Annotated in this window: 13 protein-coding genes; 7 read left to right on the top strand and 6 right to left on the bottom strand. The window is 69.5% G+C overall.

Annotation, left to right across the window (positions count from 1 at the left end; all coding sequences use genetic code 11):
* Positions 1 to 24 precede the first annotated feature (24 nt).
* Positions 25 to 888 carry a LysR substrate-binding domain-containing protein gene (locus tag ADK57_RS00540; protein ID WP_053747279.1) on the top strand — a complete coding sequence of 288 codons (864 nt, stop codon included), beginning with the start codon at positions 25 to 27 and terminating at the stop codon, positions 886 to 888.
* 21 nt (positions 889 to 909) lie between these two features.
* On the opposite strand, the gene ADK57_RS00535 is transcribed toward ADK57_RS00540, so the two are convergent.
* On the bottom strand, positions 910 to 1,890 hold the full coding sequence (locus tag ADK57_RS00535; protein WP_053747278.1) for an Lrp/AsnC family transcriptional regulator: 981 nt from the start codon (positions 1,888 to 1,890) through the stop codon (positions 910 to 912).
* A 111-nt stretch (positions 1,891 to 2,001) separates the two neighbouring features.
* Here ADK57_RS00535 and ADK57_RS00530 point away from each other — a divergent pair, with 111 nt between their 5' ends.
* The 4 genes from ADK57_RS00530 to ADK57_RS00515 all read left to right on the top strand — a co-directional run bounded on the left by ADK57_RS00530 (position 2,002) and on the right by ADK57_RS00515 (position 7,445).
* Entirely contained in the window at positions 2,002 to 3,501 is a 1,500-nt protein-coding gene (locus ADK57_RS00530) for an MFS transporter (protein WP_053747277.1), read from the top strand.
* Between the two features lie 285 nt (positions 3,502 to 3,786).
* Positions 3,787 to 5,613, top strand: a complete 1,827-nt coding sequence (locus ADK57_RS00525) for an AMP-dependent synthetase/ligase (protein ID WP_053747276.1) — start codon at positions 3,787 to 3,789, stop codon at positions 5,611 to 5,613.
* A gap of 120 nt (positions 5,614 to 5,733) precedes the next feature.
* The gene (locus tag ADK57_RS00520; protein WP_053747275.1) at positions 5,734 to 6,567 is read left to right on the top strand and encodes an aldo/keto reductase; all 834 of its coding nucleotides are present in this window, start codon (positions 5,734 to 5,736) and stop codon (positions 6,565 to 6,567) included.
* 176 nt (positions 6,568 to 6,743) lie between these two features.
* The gene (locus ADK57_RS00515) at positions 6,744 to 7,445 is read left to right on the top strand and encodes a glycoside hydrolase family 75 protein (protein WP_053747274.1); all 702 of its coding nucleotides are present in this window, start codon (positions 6,744 to 6,746) and stop codon (positions 7,443 to 7,445) included.
* Positions 7,446 to 7,458: 13 nt separating this feature from the next.
* Here ADK57_RS00515 and ADK57_RS00510 read toward each other — a convergent pair whose 3' ends face one another.
* The 4 genes from ADK57_RS00510 to ADK57_RS00495 all read right to left on the bottom strand — a co-directional run bounded on the left by ADK57_RS00510 (position 7,459) and on the right by ADK57_RS00495 (position 12,631).
* Positions 7,459 to 8,160, bottom strand: coding sequence for an SDR family oxidoreductase (locus tag ADK57_RS00510; RefSeq protein WP_053747273.1), 702 nt, complete (start codon positions 8,158 to 8,160; stop codon positions 7,459 to 7,461).
* A gap of 185 nt (positions 8,161 to 8,345) precedes the next feature.
* Positions 8,346 to 9,248 (bottom strand): class I SAM-dependent methyltransferase, encoded by a 903-nt coding sequence (locus tag ADK57_RS00505; RefSeq protein ID WP_053747272.1) that lies wholly within the window; start codon positions 9,246 to 9,248, stop codon positions 8,346 to 8,348.
* 144 nt (positions 9,249 to 9,392) lie between these two features.
* Positions 9,393 to 11,102 (bottom strand): glycoside hydrolase family 6 protein, encoded by a 1,710-nt coding sequence (locus ADK57_RS00500; protein WP_053747271.1) that lies wholly within the window; start codon positions 11,100 to 11,102, stop codon positions 9,393 to 9,395.
* Between the two features lie 47 nt (positions 11,103 to 11,149).
* Positions 11,150 to 12,631 (bottom strand): cellulase family glycosylhydrolase, encoded by a 1,482-nt coding sequence (locus ADK57_RS00495; RefSeq protein ID WP_199830439.1) that lies wholly within the window; start codon positions 12,629 to 12,631, stop codon positions 11,150 to 11,152.
* Positions 12,632 to 12,882: 251 nt separating this feature from the next.
* Between ADK57_RS00495 and ADK57_RS00490 the strand changes: the two genes are divergently transcribed.
* Positions 12,883 to 15,801, top strand: a complete 2,919-nt coding sequence (locus ADK57_RS00490) for a glycoside hydrolase family 48 protein (RefSeq protein ID WP_053747269.1) — start codon at positions 12,883 to 12,885, stop codon at positions 15,799 to 15,801.
* Positions 15,802 to 15,953: 152 nt separating this feature from the next.
* Positions 15,954 to 18,611, top strand: a complete 2,658-nt coding sequence (locus tag ADK57_RS00485; protein WP_053747268.1) for a cellulose binding domain-containing protein — start codon at positions 15,954 to 15,956, stop codon at positions 18,609 to 18,611.
* Between the two features lie 61 nt (positions 18,612 to 18,672).
* Here ADK57_RS00485 and ADK57_RS00480 read toward each other — a convergent pair whose 3' ends face one another.
* Positions 18,673 to 20,571, bottom strand: a complete 1,899-nt coding sequence (locus tag ADK57_RS00480; protein ID WP_053747267.1) for a rhamnogalacturonan lyase — start codon at positions 20,569 to 20,571, stop codon at positions 18,673 to 18,675.
* Positions 20,572 to 20,606: the final 35 nt, after the last annotated feature.

Below are 20,606 nucleotides of genomic sequence, written 5' to 3'. Positions count from 1 at the left end.
ACGTTCCGCGATAGCCTGGGTTTCGTGTACGACCCCTCCCAGCTGCGTACGTTCCTCGCGGTGGCCCAGACGCTCAGCTTCACGCAGGCCGCCCGGCGGCTGGGGTTGCGCCAGTCCACCGTCAGCCAGCATGTACGAAGGCTGGAGGACGCCACCGGACGGCAGCTGTTCACCCGGGACACCCACTCGGTGGAGCTGACGGAGGACGGCGAGGCGATGCTCGGCTTCGCCCGCCGGATCCTGGAGGTGCACGAGCAGGCGTCGGCGTTCTTCACGGGGACGCGGGTGCGCGGCCGACTGCGGTTCGGCGCGTCGGAGGACTTCGTACTGACCCGGCTGCCGGAGATCCTGGAGGGCTTCCGGCACGACCATCCCGAAGTCGACCTGGAGCTGACGGTCGAGCTGTCGGGCACGCTGCACGAGCAGTTGGCGGCCGGGAAACTGGACCTGGTGCTGGCGAAGCGACGTCCCGAGGATCCGCGCGGACAGCTGGTCTGGCACGACGAACTGGTGTGGATCGGCGCGGAACGCCTGCGCCTCGACGCGGACCGGCCGGTGCCGTTGATCGTGTACCCGCCGCCCGGCATCACCCGGGCGCTCGCCCTGGAGGCGCTGGAGCGGCAGGGGCGGGCGTGGCGCGTCGCATGCACCAGCGCCAGCCTCAACGGGCTGGTCGCCGCGGCCCGCGCGGGCCTGGGCGTGATGGCCCACTCCCGGGGCCTGATCCCGCCCGGCCTGGTACGCGTCCCCGACCGGTCGGGCCTTCCGGAACTCGGCCGCGTCGACTTCGTCCTGGTCCACGGCCGCCGCCGGACGGCCGCCCAGGGCGCGGCCGACGCGCTGGCGACGGCGATCCTGGCGGGCGGGGACCGGCTGCACCGGCGGTAGCGCGGGACGGCGACACGGGCGTCAGCGCAACGGCCGCTGGTAGGTGAGCTGCTTCACCCGCCGCAGGAACGGCGAGGCCTCCACGTGCTGGACCCCGTCCAGGTGGCCGAGCGGGCCGCTGAGGTAGGCGTACAAGTGCGCCGTACTCCTGACCACGGCGGTGGCGATGAGGTTGGAGGGGCCGGCGGTGGCGGCGGCGTGGGCGATCTCGTCGTGGGTGGCGAGGGCCTCGCCGACGGAGTGCAGGGCGGCGGGGGTGGTGGTGATCCACAGGACGGCGGCGAGCGGGTAGCCGATCGTCTCGGAGTGGTACTCCACGTCGATGTAGACCGCACCGCAGGCGAGCAGCGCGGCGAGGCGGCGTTTGACGGCGGACTCCGAACGACCGGTGGCGCGCTGGAGTTCGGGGTAGGTGGCCCGACCGTCCTGCTCCAGAGCGGCGACCAGGGGCTCGTCCTGGGGGTCGATGCGCGCGGGGCCCTCGGTGGAGACCGGTTCGGGCCGGAGCGCGGCGACCTGGTCCTCGGTGAGCGCGGCGAACTTGCGCAGCCAGCCGCTCGGGCCGCCGTAGAAGCGGTGCAGCGTCTGGTGGGCGCGGATCTCCATGACACGCGGCGTGCGCGGGAGTTTGCCGGGCAGCAGGTCGTCACGATCGCCGGCGCTGCGCGGCCGGGTGCTGACGATCACCTCGGTGCCGCCCGCGGCGAGGCCGATCCAGTTGGTGTCGGGCCGCTTGGCGAGCGCGTCCGCGATGGCCAGGGCGCTGTCGGGGACACAGCGCAGCCGCAGGGTCCACTGGTCCTGCCCGAGGCGTTCGGCGTCCCGGACGGCGACCACTCGCAGGCCGCCCTCGGCGTACAGCCTGCGGTAGCGGCGCGCGACGGTCTGGTCGGAGACGCCGAGCACCGACCCGAGCCGGCTGAAGGAGGCACGGCCGTCGACCTCCAGCGCGTCCAGCAACTGCAGATCGAGCTCGTCGAAGGTGTGGGATTCCATCTTCATTCCGCTCACCTCTGTCGGATTCCGGCACCAGGCGGTCCGATACCGCTGCGATCGGCCGTGTGCGCCCCATCGTACGGAGGCAGCACACACATCACAGAGGGAGTTGGGGAGATGCGTGCATGGGGGCCGCTGACGGCGGTGTGCCTGGGGACGTTCATGTTGTTGCTCGACGTGACGATCGCGGTCGTGGCACTGCCGGACATGGCACGGGCGCTGGACGCGTCGCTGAGCGATCTGCAGTGGGTGATGGACGGGTACGCGCTGGCGCTGGCGGCGCTGCTGCTCGGGGTGGGGGCCGCGGCCGACGTGCTCGGGCGGCGGCGGGTGCACGTCATGGGCGTGGTCCTGTTCGCCGGCGCGTCACTGCTGTGCGGGCTGGCGACCGGGCCGGAGATGCTGGTCGCCGCGCGTGGACGGCAGGGCGTGGGCGCTGCGGCGATGTTCGCCACGACGCTGCCGCTGCTGGGGTCGGTCTACCAGGGGCGGCAGCGGTCGACGGCGCTGGGGGTGTGGGGCGCGGTCAGCGGTGCGGCGGCCGCGGTCGGGCCGCTGGCCGGCGGGCTGCTCACCGACGGGCCGGGCTGGCGGTGGATCTTCTTCGTGAACCTGCCGGTCAGTGTGGCGGCGGTCTGGCTGACGCTGCGGGTCGTTCCCGAGTCGCGGGGCCGGCAGGGGCGGCGTGTCGACTGGGCGGGCACGGTGACCTTCGCGGCCTTCGCCGGCGCGGTGACGTACGGGGCGGTGCGGGCCGGTTCGCACGGCTGGGCCGCCGGCGGCACGCTCGCCTGGTTCGCGGTGGCGGTCGTGGCGCTGGCGGGCTTCCTCGTCGTCGAACGGCGCGGCACGGACCCGCTGCTCGATCTACGGCTGTTCACCAAGCCCGCGTTCTCGGGCGTCATGGCGGGCGCGCTCGCCTTCAACGGTGCGGCGTTCGGTGTGCTGGCGTACACCTCCATCTGGCTGCAGACGATGCTCGGAATGAGCGCGGTGCGCGGTGGCCTGGTGTTCCTGTGGATGTCGCTCGCCTCGTTCGTGGTGGCGGCGGTCGGGGGCCGGTTGCTGCACGGGGTGCCGGTCCGGTTCACCATCGGCGGCGGGCTGCTGCTGATCGGCGCCGGCCAGTTCTGCATGGCGGGCCTGGACGCGGACTCCGGTGCGACGGCGCTGATTCCGGGTCTGATGCTGGTGGGTGCCGGTACGGGGCTGGTGTCGCCCGGCATCGCGGGCGCCGCGCTGGCCGCGGTGCCGGCGGAGCGGGCGGGCATGGCGGGCGGCGCGGTCAACACGTTCCGGCAGCTCGGATACGCCATCGGTATCGCGCTGTGCGGCACGGTCCTGACCTCCCGGATGCAGGACAGCCTGCCGCACGACGCGGCCCACGCCCTGGCGGGCGGCGGCGCCGAGGCACTGGGGGGCGCCTTCTCCGAGCACACCCTCCGGGCGGCCTTCGCCGCGGGGCTCGACCGGGCGGCACTGGTCGCCGGCGTGGTGGCCGTGCTCGCGGGAGTGCTGGTGCTCGCGCTGGTCAGGACTCCACGGGCGGCACGGACCCGTGTGACGGATCCGGCCGCTCCGACGCTGACAGAGGAGAGGGCCGCACAGCACGGATGAGGCCGCCGGCCCGGCCCGGCGGACATGATCGGGTCATCGCGACGGACGTCATCCAGCCGTCGCGATGGCCGTAATCAGGTCGTACAGATTCGGTGGAGATTGCGGCACCGAAACTTACCCAACCGTCAGTTTTCTGTCCGACCCTTCCCCATGTGAGCGCATTTTCCGCCACTGACCAGTGCATACGTGAGCAGTGCTCGATTTCGGCCCCCCTCCCGCCCGTTCCCCGGGTGGGGTAGCTTTCACGGCGCTGTGCGGAGCGTCACCAGAGGCGGGGAGCGGGGATTGCGCGAGTTCACCAACCCTCCGTTGGCGTTGGCACCGCCGGTGGGCGGCCTGGCCGACGTCGTCTTCCAGCATGCCCAGGAGGATCCGCTGTTCATCGCGCTCGGCCGCAAGGACGAGACCGGGCAGTGGCGGGACGTGACCGCCGCCGAGTTCCGCGACGAGGTCCTTGCCCTCGCCAAGGGCCTGCTCGCCCAGGGCATCCGCTTCGGCGACCGCGTCGCGATCATGTCCCCCACCCGCTACGAGTGGACGCTGTTCGACTTCGCCCTGTGGACGATCGGTGCCCAGGTGGTGCCGGTCTACCCCACCTCCTCGGCCGAGCAGTGTTTCTGGATGCTGTACGACGCCGAGTGCACGGCGGCCATCGTGGAGCACGAGGACCACGCGATGACGATCGCCACCGTCATCGACCGGCTGCCGCAACTGCGCCGGCTGTGGCAGCTGGACGCGGGCGCCGTACAGGAGTTGTACGACTCCGGCGCCCACCTCGACGACGACGTGGTGCACCGGCACCGGCAGGCGGTCACCCCCGACTCGGTCGCGACGATCATCTACACCTCGGGCACCACCGGCCGCCCCAAGGGCTGCGTCATCTCGCACGGCAACTTCATGTACGAGGCGGACACGGTCATCGAGCGCTGGGAGCCGGTGTTCCACTCCAAGAAGGGCGACGAGGCGGCGACCCTGCTGTTCCTGCCGCTGGCGCACGTCTTCGGACGGATGGTCCAGGTCGCCGCGATCCGCGGCAAGGTCAAGTTCGGCCACCAGCCGCAGCTGAACGCGGCCGCCCTGCTGCCCGACCTGGCCGCCTTCAAGCCGACGTTCTTCCTCGCCGTGCCGTACATCTTCGAGAAGGTGTTCAACGCGTCCCGCCGCAAGGCCGAGAAGGAGGGCAGGTCGGGGGCCTTCGAGAAGGCCGTCGAGGTCGCGGTGAAGTACGCGGACGCGGTCGAGGCGAAGGCCTGGGGCATCGGCCCCGGCCCGTCGGCGGGGCTGCGCATGCAGCACCAGGTGTTCGACAAGCTCGTCTACTCCAAGGTGCGCGCCGCGATGGGCGGCCGCATCCGGCAGGCGATGTCGGGCGGTTCGGCGATGGACCGCAGGCTCGGACTGTTCTGGGCGGGCGCGGGCGTGCACATCTACGAGGGCTACGGCCTCACCGAGACCACCGCCGCGGCGACCGCCAACCCTCCCGAGCGCACCCGCTACGGCACCGTCGGGCAGGCCATCCCCGGCATGACCGTGCACATCGCGGACGACGCCGAGATCTGGCTGCGCGGCGAGAACGTCTTCCAGGGCTACCTCAACAACCCCAAGGCCACCGACGAGGCCCTGCACGACGGCTGGCTCGCCACCGGCGACCTCGGCTCCCTCGACGAGGACGGCTACCTCACCATCACCGGCCGCAAGAAGGAGATCCTGGTCACCTCCGGCGGCAAGAGCGTCTCCCCCGGCCTGCTGGAGGAGCGCGTGCGCGACCATCCGCTGGTCGCCCAGTGCATCGTCGTCGGCAACGACCGCCCGTACATCGCCGCTTTGGTCACCCTCGACCAGGAGGCCGTCGAGCACTGGCTGGCGATGCGCGGCAAACCACGGATGCCGCCCGCCGAGTTGGTGCGCGACGCGGACCTGGAGACGGAGGTACGGCGAGCCGTGGTCGCCGCCAACACGCTGGTCTCGCAGGCCGAGTCGATCCGCACCTTCCGCATACTCGCCCAGCCCTTCACCGAGGAGCACGGCCTGCTGACCCCGTCGCTCAAGCTCAAGCGCAAGGCGATCGAGAACGCCTACGCGAGCGAGGTCGAGGCGCTGTACCGCGCATGATGCTCGACACCGACACATTCCGTCTGATACCGGCCGATTCTCCGGTCAGGAATGCACCACGGCTTGTGATCGTTGACGATGGGAGTACCACCTGACGACAACCGTAAGGATCAAGAGCTCGTGAGCAGCAAGGTCCCCCCGATCATCCTCAACAACGGCGTCGAGATGCCCCAGCTGGGTTTCGGAGTCTGGCAGGTGCCGGACGACGAGGCGGAGCAGGCGGTCACCACCGCGCTGGAGGCCGGGTACCGCAGCATCGACACAGCGGCGATCTACGGCAATGAAGAGGGCACCGGCAAGGCCGTCGCGGCCGCCGGACTCCCCCGTGAGGACGTCTTCGTCACCACCAAGCTCTGGAACAGCGACCAGGGATACGACTCCACGCTGCGTGCCTTCGACACGTCGCTGGCCAAGCTCGGCCTGGAGTACGTCGACCTCTACCTGATCCACTGGCCCGTGCCGTCCGCGGACAAGTACGTCGACACCTACCGGGCGTTCGAGAAGCTCCTCGCCGACGGCCGGGCGCGCGCCATCGGTGTGTCCAACTTCCTTCCCGAGCACCTCGAGCGGCTGATCGCCGAGACGTCCGTCATCCCGGCGGTCAACCAGATCGAGCTGCACCCGCACCTGCAGCAGCACGCCTCCCGCGAGTACCACGCGGAGCAGGGCATCGCGACCGAGGCCTGGTCGCCGCTCGGTTCGGGCAAGGGCCTCCTGGAGGTCCCGGCGATCGTCGCCATCGCCCAGAAGCACGACCGCACCCCGGCCCAGGTCGTGCTGCGCTGGCACCTCGAGCTCGGCAACGTCGTGATCCCGAAGTCCGTGACGCCGTCCCGGATCAAGGAGAACATCGAGGTCTTCGACTTCAGCCTGGACGCCGAGGACCTGGCGGCGATCAGCGCGCTGAACGAGGACCGCCGCCTGGGCCCGGACCCCGCGGCGTTCGACGGCTGATCTACCCCCGGCCCGGCGCCCCGGGACCGGTACCACCTCGGTGGTGCCGGTCCCGGGGCGCGGCCGTGTACGCCACCCGGGCGGGGGACGGCCGCGGCCGTGTCGGCGGGCCGCCGCGGACCCACATGGTAGGGACACGTTACTAACGGATTTCCCTACGGAAGGGCCCCCTCCCAGTGCACCTCCGGACACTGACCCTCGCCACGCTCTCCGCGGCCGCCCTGCTGACCGCCGGGCAGCTCCCGCTCACCGCGAGCGCCCACGGCACCGCGCGCCCGACGTCGGCCGGCGAAGGCTCTGTCGGCGCGGCCGACCTCCTCGCGAAGGTGACGTCCTGCACGCAGGTCTCCCACGGCAGGTACCGCACCGACGCGAACACCCGGGCCGCGATCCCCGTGTGCGGCAAGAAGGGCGCCGTGTTCTGGAAGGCCGACATGGACATCGACTGCGACGGCCGGCGCACCGCGAAGTGCAACGAGCGCACCGACCCCTGGTTTTATGCCGACACCGCGTTCCACCAGTCCGACGGCAGGCCACTGCGCTCCGACACGCTGCCGTACGTCGTCGTGCCCGGGGCGAGCGGCATCTGGAACCCCGCCCGCGCGGGCATCAGGGGCGGCGCCGTGGTCGCGGTGATCCACGACAAGCAGGTCCGGTACGCCGTGGTCGGCGACACCGGCCCGACGAAGATCATCGGTGAGGCGTCGTACGCCACCGCCCGCGCCCTCGACATCGACCCGAACCCGTCGACGGGCGGTACGGCCTCCGGGGTGACGTACATCCTGTTCAAGAACTCCCAGGTGTCCCCCATCGAGAACCACAAGGCGGCGGTGGCCCTGGGTCAGCGGCTCACGAAGCGGTTCCTGCTCGACAACTGACGGACGGATCCCATCAGTTGGGCTGCCCGATCGGCCGTACGACGACGGTGTTGACGTCGACGCCGACGGGTTGCCCCATGGCCCACACGATGGAGTCGGCGATCTGGTCGGCGGTGAGCAGATGCCCGGGAGGCAGACTTCCGTAGCTGTCCCAGAACGGGGTCTCCACCCGGCCGGGCGCGATCAGGGTCACGCCCACGCCGAACTCCGTCACCTGCCGACGGGTGTTCTCGGCGAGACCGGTCACCGCCCACTTCGTCGCCCCGTAGACGTTGCCCGGCGTCGGCACGAACCCGGCGACACTGCCGACGAGCACGATCCGGCCGCGGGTCTCCTTGAGGGCGTCGATCGACGCACGGATGAGCAGCGCGGGGCCGAGGACGTTGGTCAGCACCATCTCGGGCCATCCGGCGGGGTCGCCGTCCGCCACGGAGTCGTGGGTGGCGAAGCCGGCGTTGGCGACGACTGTATCCAGCCGACCGTATTCCTTGAGCGTACGGTCGACCGCCGACTGGATACTGTCGTACTCGGCCGCGTTGCCGACGAGCGTCAACAGACCGTCGGGAAGGCCGAGTTCCTCGGCGAAGCCGCGCAGCCGTTCCTCGCCGCGGCCGGTGACGGCCACCCGGTGGCCGGCGTCGAGCAGCCGCCGGGCGACCGCCGCGCCGATGCCACTGCCGCCGCCGGTGATGAGCGCGACCGGAGAGTCGGTCATGGTTCCCCCTGGGACTTCGATGGAGCTTGCGTTTGTGTCGATGCCGGGGAGTCCATCAGTTGGAGCGTTCTCGAAGTCAAGGGGTTTGGCTGGGGCCGGAGTTGGGGCCGGGGTGGGGTGGGGGGTGGCGTTGAGGCTGGCGTTGAATGCGCGGTCGGGGCCGCCAGGATTGTCTACAGTCGACTTCATCCCGAACGCACGGCCGTGTACACCGTATGGGCTGCCAGCACGAACACATCCGGCCGATGGTGCACGCTCGCCCGGTCCTCGGGATCCACGAGCCGGTCGAGGGTGGCACGGTCGGAGGCGTCGAGGTGGTCGCCGAGCCCTTCGCGGCGACGGGTCAGGGACTCGGCGACGTAGGCGCGGGCCCGGTCCGTGGTCGGTGCGGGCAGGTCGAGGAGGAAGCTGCGCGTGCCGGTCGGCCTCAGACCCGCCGCGGTCATCAGCGCCGGCCAGTCCTCGGTCTCGGCGACGACATCGGGCAGGTCCGCGCGCATCGTCGCGAACCGCTCCTCCTCCAGCGCGTCGAGGCGTGCCTGCAGCCCGGGCCGCCCGATGCCGATGTCACGGGGCAGGAACCGGGTGGGCAGGCCGCCCTCCAGGAGCGCGAGGGTGCCGCCGGGTGCGAGCCGGGCCGCGAAGGCGGCGAGGGCGGCGCGCTGGTCGCCGAGGTGGTGCAGGCTCCGGCTGGCCCACAGCAGGTCGGCCGGATACTCCAAGTCGTCGAGGACGCCGGGCAGTTCACCGGCGAGGGTGTCGAAACGGTCGGCCACGCCGAGTCGGCCGGCCCGGGCCCGGGCCCGTTCCAGCAGCGGTTCGGAGCTGTCGACGGCGACGACGCGGGCGCCGGGGAAGGCATCGGCGAGCAGACAGGAGACCACGCCTGGTCCGCTGCCCGCGTCGACGATGAGCCCCGGTTCGGTCTGTTTGTGACCGAGCCACGCCAGGGCCCGCTCGTACAGGGGGGTGAACAGCTCCGCCTGGTTCTCCAGCAGCGAGGCCATCTCGTTCCAGTCGATGTCGCTGTGGCCGTGACCGTGATCGTGCGGGCCGTGATCGTGCGGGTCGTGGTCGTGGTGCGCCATGGAAGTCAGCCTCTCGTCAGGATGCCGCCAGCGTGCGCCGACGCACCGCGCAAGGGCCACCGCTGTTGCCACGACCGCAAAAAATCCGTGCGATCCGCCGGGGTCCGGCCCGCGAAGGCCGGCCCCGGCGGATCACTCAAGGAGTCAGAGCGCCGGGTAGGCGTTCTTCATGAGCTCCTGGAACTGCGCCGAGAACCAGTGTCCCGACAGCGGGGAGTTCGGCAGGGCGCCGGAGAGGTTGTTGCCGTTGCGCGGGTTGCCCGTGTAGGTCGGGTCGCACATCCGGTCGAAGCCCTTGCCCTCGTCGTTGTCGATGGCCTGGCTCGAGCCGTCGGACTCGCCCGGGGGCTTCATCCACACGTACGCGTCGATCCCGGTGGCCGGGTTGGCCTGCGGACGCTCGCCGAGGCCGGCACCGGACTGGTTGCACCAGTTGCCGATGTGGATGCGACGGTCGTAGCGGCCGCCGTCGACGTAGGTGTCCACGGTGGTCGTGGCGCCCGGTCCGGCGGGCCGTGCGGCGCCGCCCCAGCCGTTGCGGGAGGTGTCGATCAGCATGCCGATACCGGAGTTGAAGCCGGTCGTGACCAGCTGGTTGCGGAACGCCTGGGCGAACGACAGCTCGTCGACGTACCGATTCCAGTCGACCCACTTGGACTCGCGGACCGACTTGCCGGCCACGGAGTCGTTGATGGTGAAGTTGTTCTCCTTCAGGGCGCTGTAGTTGGCGGTGTTGGTGATGAAGCCGTGGACGTCGTTGACGGTGGCGCCCTCGCTGGTCGCCGCCTCCTTCATCACGGTGGCGCTGGCGGCGAAGTTGTCGTCCCAGCCGATCCAGCCGTGGTGGCCGGCGTCGATGTAGTTGTAGACGTTGGCCACGTCACCGAGCTTGTTCAGGGCGTAGCCGACGCCCTTCTGGTAGTTGCCGTTGGCCTTCATCACGTCGCACTGCGGGGTGGCCGTGGGCCGGCTTCCGGTGTTGGTGACGAGGTTGGGCAGGGAGTCGATCTCGATGGTGGTGACGATCCGCAGCGCGGCGTACTTGGCATCGGCGAGGATCGCGGCGATCGGGTCGATGTACTCCGTCTTGTACCGGTCGATCTCCGTCGGGCCGAGTTCGCCGTTGGAGGCGAGGGCGGCGCAGTCGCGTCCGGGCAGGTTGTAGATGACCAGCTGGACGACGAGCTCGTCGGCACCCTTCTGCGTCAGCGCCTCGTCCAGGTGGTCGCGCAGGCCCATGCCGCCGTTGGCGCCGTTGATGGCGGCGATCCGGTCCAGCCACACACCGGTCGGCTGGCTGGAGATGCGGCTGCCGCCCGGCTCGGCGGCGGCCTTCGCGGACCACTCCGGGTTCACGTACACCTTGGCGCCGGAGTACGGGTTGTCGACCTTCGGGCCGGTCGGGTCCGGCGGATCGGTGGGGCCGCCGCCGCCGTCGTCGACGTTGCAGGTCACGCCGTCGAGGGTGAAGGTGGCCGGGATGGCGTTGCTGCCGCTGTAGGTGCCCTGGAAGCCGAAGCTGGCCGAACCACCGGTGGCGAGCGTGCCGTTGTAGGACTCGTTTGCGGCGGTGACGGCGGTGCCGCTCTGGCTGATCTTGGCGTTCCAGCCGCTGGTGACCTTCTGGTTGCCGGCGTACGACCACTTCAGCGCCCAACTCGACTTGGCAGCGCCGTTGTTGGTGATGGTGACGGCGGCGGTGAAGCCGGTGTCCCACTGGTTCTGCACCTTGTAGTCGACGGTGCACGGGATGGCGGCGGCGCCGACGTCTCCGGGGACGACGGCGAAGGCCGTCCCGGAGGCACCGGCGACCAGCGCCAGTGCAGCGAGCATCGCGGTTCTGGTACGACTCATGAGTGCGGGTTCCTTCTCGGTTGCGGGTGACTCGGTTGCGGGAGCTGTCAGCCGTTCAGGGCGCGCAGATGGTCGCGCAGCCCGATGCCGTACGCCGTGGGCGTACCGTCGTAACCGGAGATCAGAGCGGGACCGGTGTTGCAGTCCCAGGTGTTCCAGGTCCAGCCCAGGTACGACAGACCGCGGTCGTCGAACCACTTCATGACCTGGTCGACGAAGCCGTGCGAGCAGGTGTTCTCGCCGATCTCCCCGGCCAGGAGCGGCACTTGGGCGGCGACCGGGGCCAGCGTGGAGTTCCAGCAGCTCTCGTTGGAGCAGGTGTTGAAGTTGTACACGTGCCAGGCGGCGGCGAGGTTGCCGGCCGGGTCGGTGGGCTTGTAGGTGAGCCACTGGCTGAGGTCGTTCGAGTACGCGAGCCCGCCGGCCAGGATCAGGTTCTTGGCGCCGGTGTTCCGTATGGCGTCGACGAGATCCTGCATACCGGCGACCTCATACCCGATGCCGGGGCAGGTGCCGCCGTCCCGCCAGCACTGCCACGCCTGGGTGGTCGTGGAGGTGGCGCGGTCCGGATAGGGCTCGTTGAACAGGTCGAAGGCGACGGTCGGGTCGTCCTTGAAGGTGTTTGCCACCGAAGTCCAGAAGGACGGGGTGTACTGCATGTCGGGCATCGGCTTCTGGCAGCTGGCGTGCACGTCGGAGCAGCCGGCGGAGTTTCCGGTGTACTGGCCGTAGCTCCAGTGCAGTTCGAGCATGGGCGTCATGCCGTTCGCCTTCACCTTCGCCACCAGGTCCTTGACGGCGTTGATGTAGTTGGCGCCGGCGTACTCCGGCATGATGTTGGAAAGGCCCAGCCAGCACTCCTCGTTGAGCGGGATGCGGACGGTGTTGGCGTTCCAGTCGGCGATCGCCTTGACCGACGCGTCGTCGACCGGGCCGTCGAAGATGCCGCGGCCCTGGACACACATGAACTCGCCGCCGGACCGGTTCACTCCGAGCATGCGTCGGGTGGTGCCCTCGGCGTCCACGAGCTTGTTGCCGGAAACGCGCAGGGCGGGTGCCGTGCCGTCACCGGGGTCCGGCGGATCGGTCGGATCCGGGGTGGGCGACGGCTCGGCGTCGACGTTGCAGGTGGTGCCGTTCAACCGGAACGACGTCGGTACGGCGGTGCTCCCCGACGAGGAGGCGAGGAACCCGGCGCTGACGCTCGCGCCGGTGCCGAGCGAGCCGTTGTAGCTCTCGTTGGCGGCGGTGACGGTTGTACCGGACTGGGACCACTTGGCGCTCCAGCCCTGGTTGACCTTCTGGCCGTTCGCAAGGTCGAAGGTCAGCTTCCAACTGCTCACGGCCGCCGTGTTGTTGGTGATGTTCACGGCGCCCTGGAAGCCGGTGTCCCACTGGCTGGTGACGGAGTACTCCACCGTGCAGGCGGGCGCGGCGCCGGACGCCGTAACTGCCGTGGCAGTCATGGACCCGACAAGAGCAACCGAACCGGCGACGGCTAAAAGTACTGAACGCGGGGGGTGTCGCATGAGCGACTCCTTGCAGTTCGGGCGCGTCGTTACGGACGCGTCGACTGATGGAATCGCTCCCACTGGTGTCAACGAAGCTAGCGCCAAGTGACGGTAAAGAACAGAGGAGCCGCTGACTTTCCCTCAACGTCTCGTGTCGAATCTTTTCGACTCTTCAAGCACCTTGACCCCTTCCACCCCCGTCCCCACTATGGGAGCGCTCCCACTGGTTCAAGCCTTGACATCTCCGAGCCGCAAGGAGGAACCAGCACATGCCCCCCAGAGCAAGATGCCGGACCGCTCGGCGTTTGTGGACCGCCGTCGTGGCGGCCCTGGCACTTCCTTTCACGATGTTGAGCGCGGGCTCAACTCCCGCACAGGCGGCGCCACTTCAGTGCAGCGTCGACTACAAGACGAACGACTGGGGCTCCGGTTTCACCGCGGACCTGACGATCACCAACCGTGGCACGGACCCCATAGCCGGCTGGACCGTGACGTACGCCTACGCGGGCAACCAGAAGCTCAGCGGCACCGGCTGGAACGGCACCTGGGCCCAGTCCGGCCAGGCGGTCACGGTGAAGAACGCGTCGTACAACGGCACGATCGCCGTCGGTGCCGCTGTCTCCACCGGCGCGCAGTTCACCTACAGCGGCACGAACGCGAATCCGACCGACTTCGCGGTGAACGGCACCAGTTGCACGGGTGCGCACCAGCCGCCGATCACCGTGCTGACCAGCCCGGCCGCGGGCGCGGTCTACACGCAGGGTGACGCGGTCCCGCTCGCGGCGACCGCCGCGGCCGCGGACGGCGCGACGATCAGCAAGGTGGAGTTCTACGACGACACCACGCTGCTGGGCACGGACACGACGGCGCCGTACTCGCTCTCGGCCTCAAGTTTGACCGTGGGCAGTCATTCGCTCCTCGCGAAGGGGTACGACAGCCTGGGTGCGTCCGCGGAGTCCACGCCGGTCGGCATCACGGTCGCCTCGGGTCCCGCCGTGGTGGCCTCGACCAACCAACTGGCCGTCCAGCAGGGCAAGACGGGCACGTTCGACGTGAAGCTGTCGACCCAGCCGTCCGCCAACGTGACCGTCACCACCGCCCGCACAGGCGGCAACACGGGCCTGTCGGTGACCGGCGGGGCGTCTCTCACCTTCACCCCGTCGAACTGGAACACCGCACAGAAGGTGACCATCACGGCCGACGCCTCCGGCACCGGCGCGGCCACCTTCGAGTCGAGCGCCACCGGTCACGCGAAGTCCGCTGTGACGGTCACCCAGATCGCGGCGTCGAAGGCTTACGACGCCCGGTTCCTGGAGCTCTACGGCAAGATCACCAACCCGGCCAGCGGCTACTTCTCCCCCGAGGGCATCCCCTACCACTCGGTCGAGACGCTGATCGTCGAGGCCCCGGACCACGGCCACGAGACCACGTCGGAGGCGTACAGCTACCTTCTCTGGCTGCAGGCCATGTACGGCAAGGTCACCGGCGACTGGACGAAGTTCAACGGCGCCTGGGACATCATGGAGAAGTTCATGATCCCGACCCACGCCGACCAGCCGACGAACTCCTTCTACAACGCCTCGAAGCCGGCGACGTACGCGCCCGAGCTGGACACCCCCAACGAGTACCCGGCGAAGCTCGACGCGTCGGTCTCGGTCGGTCCGGATCCGATCGCCGGTGAACTGAAGACTGCATACGGTACGGACGATGTCTACGGTATGCACTGGCTGCAGGACGTCGACAACGTCTACGGCTACGGCAACTCGCCGGGCAAGTGCGAGGCAGGCCCGACGGACACCGGACCGTCGTACATCAACACCTTCCAGCGCGGCGCGCAGGAGTCGGTGTGGGAAACCGTCCCGCAGCCCACTTGCGACGCCTTCAAGTACGGCGGCACCAACGGCTACCTGGACCTGTTCACGGGTGACGCGTCGTACGCCAAGCAGTGGAAGTTCACCAACGCCCCGGACGCCGACGCGCGCGCCGTGCAGGCCGCGTACTGGGCGGACATCTGGGCGAAGGAGCAGGGCAAGGGCGGTGACGTCTCCGCGACCGTCGGCAAGGCCGCGAAGATGGGCGACTACCTGCGCTACTCGATGTACGACAAGTACTTCAAGAAGGTCGGCAACTGTGCCGGGCCCACCACCTGCCCGGCCGGCACCGGCAAGGACGCCTCGCACTACCTGATGTCCTGGTACTACGCCTGGGGCGGCGCCACCGACACCTCGGCAGGCTGGGCCTGGCGCATCGGATCCAGCCACACGCACGGCGGCTACCAGAACCCGCTGGCCGCGTACGCACTGAGCAGTTACGCCGACCTGAAGCCCAAGTCGGCGACGGGGCAGGCCGACTGGGCCAAGTCGCTCGACCGGCAGCTGGAGTTCTACCGCTGGCTGCAGTCGGACGAGGGTGCCATCGCGGGCGGTGCGACCAACAGCTGGTCGGGCCGCTACGCGACGCCGCCCGCCGGGAAGTCGACGTTCTACGGCATGTACTACGACCAGCAGCCCGTCTACCACGACCCGCCGTCCAACCAGTGGTTCGGCTTCCAGGCGTGGTCGATGGAGCGGGTGGCCGAGTACTACCAGCAGACAGGTGACGCGGACGCCAAGACGGTCCTCGACAAGTGGGTCGACTGGGCACTGTCCAAGACCACGGTCAACCCGGACGGCACCTATCTGATCCCGTCGACGCTCCAGTGGTCCGGCCAGCCCGACACCTGGAACGCGTCAAGTCCCGGTGCCAACAGCGGACTTCACGTCACCGTCGCCGACTACACCAACGACGTCGGCGTGGCCGCCGCGTACGCCAAGACCCTGACGTACTACGCGGACCGCTCCGGTGACACCCAGGCCGCGACCACGGCCAAGGCTCTTCTCGACGGTATGTGGGACAACTACCAGGACAGCCTCGGCATAGCCGTCCCGGAGACCCGCGCCGACTACAACCGCTTCGACGACGGCGTGTACGTCCCGAGCGGCTGGACCGGCACCATGCCGAACGGCGACGCCATCAACGGGTCGTCGACCTTCGACTCCATCCGCTCGTTCTACGAGGACGATCCGGCCTGGTCGAAGATCGAGGCCTACTTGGCGGGCGGAGCCGCGCCCTCCTTCACGTACCACCGGTTCTGGGCCCAGGCGGACATAGCCCTGGCCATGGCCTCGTACGCGGAGCTCCTCGAATAAGTCCCCGCTGACGCTCCGCGTGCAGGCCCTGTCACCTGACGACAGGGCCCAGGCCGGGCGGCCCCCACCCGCACTGGGGGCCGCCCGGTCCTCGCACGCTCCCCTCCTGAAAGGCCCCCCGAAAGGCCCTCCCGAAAGGAAGGTCCCCCACCGTGCGAAGAACCCGCATCCTCACGGCAGTGCTGGCACTGGCGGCCGGACTGCTCGCGGGCACCCCGCCCGCACTCGCCGCCGACACCGCGAAGCCGGCGATCGCCGCCGACACGTACACCTGGAAGAACGCGCGCATCGATGGCGGCGGATTCGTCCCCGGCATCGTCTTCAACCGCACCGAGAAGAACCTCGCCTACGCCCGCACCGACATCGGCGGCGCCTACCGCTGGCAGGAGTCGACGAAGACCTGGACGCCTCTGCTGGACTCGGTCGGCTGGGACGACTGGGGACACACGGGCGTGGCCGGTCTGGCGTCGGATTCCGTGGACCCGAACAAGGTGTACGCGGCCGTCGGCACGTACACGAACAGCTGGGATCCGGGCAACGGGGCCGTGCTCAGGTCCTCCGACCGGGGCGCCAGCTGGCAGAAGACCGACCTGCCCTTCAAGCTGGGCGGCAACATGCCCGGCCGGGGCATGGGCGAGCGCCTGGCGATCGACCCGAACAAGAACAGCGTCCTGTATCTGGGCGCGCCGAGCGGCAAGGGCCTGTGGCGGTCGACGGACTCCGGCGTCACATGGTCGCAGGTGGCGAACTTCCCCAACGTCGGCAACTACGCCCAGGATCCGAGCGACACCAGCGGCTACGCCAGCGACAACCAGGGCATCGTCTGGGTCACCTTCGACGAGTCGACGGGTACGTCCGGGAACGCGACGAAGACGATCTACGTCGGGGTCGCCGACAAGGACAACGCGGTGTACCGCTCCACGGACGCGGGCGCGACCTGGACGCGGCTCGCCGGACAGCCGACGGGATACCTCGCGCACAAGGGTGTACTGGATGCGGCGAACGGTTTTCTGTATTTGGCATACAGCGACAAGGGCGGCCCGTACGACGGCGGCAAGGGCCAGCTGTGGCGGTACGCGACCGCGACCGGCACCTGGACGAACATCAGCCCGGTCGCCGAGGCCGACACCTACTACGGCTTCAGCGGGCTGACGGTGGACCGGCAGAAGCCCGGCACCGTCATGGCCACCGCATACAGTTCCTGGTGGCCTGACACGCAGATCTTCCGCTCCACGGACAGCGGCGGGACCTGGACGAAGGCGTGGGACTACACGTCGTACCCCAATCGCTCGAACCGCTACACCATGGACGTTTCGTCCTCCCCGTGGCTGACCTGGGGCGCGAACCCCTCGCCGCCCGAGCAGGCCCCGAAGCTCGGCTGGATGACCGAGTCGCTGGAGATCGACCCGTTCGACTCCAACCGCATGATGTACGGGACGGGCGCGACGGTCTACGGCACGGAGAACCTGACCAACTGGGACGGCGGGAGCCAGTTCACCATCAAGCCGATGGTGCAGGGCCTGGAGGAGACGGCGGTCAACGACCTCGCGTCGCCGCCCTCGGGCGCTCCACTGCTCAGCGCCCTCGGGGACATCGGCGGCTTCCGGCACACGGACCTGACGAAGGTCCCGTCGATGATGTTCACCTCGCCGAACTTCACCTCGACGACGAGTCTGGACTTCGCCGAGACCAACCCGAACACGGTGGTCCGGGTCGGCAACCTCGACTCGGGGCCGCACATCGCGTTCTCGACGGACAACGGCGCCAACTGGTTCGCGGGGACCGACCCTTCGGGCGTCAGCGGCGGCGGCACGGTCGCGGCGGCGGCCGACGGCAGCGGGTTCGTGTGGAGCCCCGCGGGCACGGGTGTCCAGTACACGACGGGGTTCGGCTCGTCCTGGGCGGCCTCCAGCGGCATCCCGGCCGGCGCGATCGTCGAGTCGGACCGGGTGGACCCCAAGACCTTCTACGGCTTCAAGTCCGGGAAGTTCTACGTCAGTTCGGACGGCGGCGCGACCTTCACCGCGTCCTCGGCGACCGGCCTGCCCGCCGGTGACAGCGTCCGCTTCAAAGCACTGCCCGGCACCAAGGGCGACGTGTGGCTGGCGGGCGGTGCGAGCGACGGCGCGTACGGTCTGTGGCACTCCACGGACGGCGGCACGACCTTCACCAAGCTCTCGGGCGTCGAGCAGGCCGACACGATCGGCTTCGGCAAGGCGGCGACGGGGGCGTCGTACCAGACGCTCTACACCAGCGCGAAGATCGGCGGAGTACGCGGTATCTTCCGTTCCACCGACAAGGGCGCGACCTGGACCCGTATCAACGACGATGCCCACGAGTGGGGTTGGACGGGCGGGGCGATCACTGGTGACCCGCGGGTGTACGGCCGTGTGTACGTGGCGACGAACGGCCGCGGCGTCATCTACGGCGAAAGCTCCGACACGGGCGGCGGAACGGATCCGGGGCCTGATCCCGATCCGACTCCGACCGGCGCCTGCACGGTGACGTACAAGGTCACCAACCAGTGGTCGGGCGGCTTCCAGGCGGACGTACAGCTGACCAACAACGGATCAACTGCCTGGAGCGGATGGTCACTTGGCTGGACCTTCCCGGACGGCCAGAAGGTGACCCAGGCCTGGAACGCCGAGACGTCGCAGTCGGGTACGGCCGTGACGGCCAAGAACGTCGGCTGGAACGCCAACGTGGCGGCCGGTTCGTCGGTGGGCTTCGGGTTCACGGGGAGCTGGTCGGGGTCGAACACGAAACCGGCGGCGTTCAAGCTGGGCGATCAGACCTGCACGGTGAATTGACGGGCAGGAGACCGAGGTGCGGTGGGTGCGTGCTCCCCGAGGAGCACGCACCCACCGTCGTTCACGGGGTGTAGACCGTCGGCCTGGGTGCCGTCGCCATCCCGTTGCCGATGAAGAAGCTCGGGTGCGGCGGTTGGTTGTATGCAGTGTTCTGCCATGCGAGGCCGGTGCGGTACATCGTGTCGTGCAGCAGGGTCGTGATCTTGGTGCTGGTCTCCGTCGGGGTCGAGTAGATCCGCAGCGCCGTGTTGTTCGACGTCGGCCAGACGACCTCCTCGCGCCAGTCGCCGATGATGTCGCCGGAGAGGGACGGCGTCGCCTTGGTGCTGTTGTTGGAGTGGACGCCGGAGCCGGTCAGCAGGCGGGTGTCGGAGGATGTGCCGTACTTGTCGATGTGCGTACCGTCGAGGAGTTCGCGGACGGTGTCGCCGTCCCACCAGGACAGGAAGTTGACGGAGGACGGTTCGCGGCCCTTGGTGGCGCCGGCCTCGTCGCGGACGGACGTGTCGGAGGCGGACCACACTTCGGCACCGTCGTTGCCGGCCCAGATGTCGCCCGCCACACCGCGTCCGTTGTCGCAGCAGGCGGCCAGGCGCCAATTGACCGTGCCGTTGGCCGGGTTGATGTACAGCTCGGCGGGCTGACTCGTCGACTCCGACACCTTGAAGTACTCCAAGCCCGCGTGCGAGGGGTCGAGGTCGCCCAGGTGCTGGGCGTCGCCGTGACCGGTCTTCGTGGTCCACAGGCCGTTGCCGTTGTCGTCGACGGCCATCGCGCCGTAGACGATCTCGTCCTTGCCGTCGTTGTCGACATCCCCGACGGAGAGGCTGTGGGAGCCCTGACCGTCGTAGCCCTTGCCGCTGTTGGTGGAGGAGTTGGTGTCGAAGGTCCAGCGGCGGGTGAAGGCGCCACCTCGCCAGTCCCAGGCGGCGATGACCGTTCGGGTGTAGTAGCCGCGCGCCATGATCAGGGAGGGGCGTGCGCCGTCCAGATACGCCGTTCCCGCGAGGAAGCGGTCGACCCGGTTGCCGTACGAGTCGCCCCACGACGAGACCGTGCCGCGGGCCGGGACGTAGTCGACGCTCTGCATCGCCTTGCCGGTCTGGCCGTTGAACATGGTCAGGTACTCGGGGCCGGACAGCACGTAGCCGCTGGAGTTGCGGTAGTCGGCCGACGAGCTGCCGATGACCGTGCCGGTTCCGTCGACCGTGCCGTCGGCCGTCTTCATGGCGAGCTCGGCCTTGCCGTCGCCGTCGTAGTCGTATGCCTGGAACTGCGTGTAATGGGCGCCTGAACGGATGTTGCGGCCCAGGTCGATGCGCCACAGCCGGGTGCCGTCGAGCTTGACGCCGTCGACGATCGTGTTGCCGGTGTAGCCGGACTGGGAGTTGTCCTTGGCGTTGGTGGGCTGCCACTTGAGGACGAAGTCGAGCGCACCGTCGCCGTCCAGGTCGGCGACCGAGGCGTCGTTGGCCTCGTAGGTGTAGGCGACGCCGTCGGGTGTGGTACCGCCGGCGGGCGGCGTGATGGGCACGTCCATGTAACCGGTGCGGAGTTGGACTGCATGGACGGAGTCGGCCTGCTCCACGCCGCCGACGATCGCGCGGACCGTGTAGTCGGCCTGGGCGGGCGCGCCGGAGTGGAAGTAGTTCGTGGAACCGGTGATCGGGGTCGAGTTGACCTTCGTGCCGGCCCGGTAGACGTTGAAGGAGACGTCGCCCGGGTCGGTGCCGAGCCAGCGCCAGCTGATCAGGTTGCCGCTGTCGGTGTGCACGCTGACGACACCGCGGTCGAGCTTCTCGACCTGGCGGGCGGTGGCGGCCTCGGCGATGTCGCTGCCGAGTGTCGTGGTGAGTCCGGCGCCGACGAGGGCGGCGACGGCGGTGGCCGCCGAGAGGAGCACTCGGCGTCTGCGGTGCTTGCGCGGGTGCGACCGAGGGTGCGGGTGCGGGTTCTGCACGGGTCAGACCTCCTGGGAGCACGGGCGGGTTCCGT

The organism is Streptomyces sp. MMG1533, assembly GCF_001279775.1.
Lineage (GTDB): Bacteria > Actinomycetota > Actinomycetes > Streptomycetales > Streptomycetaceae > Streptomyces.
The sequence above is the reverse complement of the archived record's forward strand: the minus strand, read 5'-3'. Positions and strand labels throughout refer to the sequence as shown.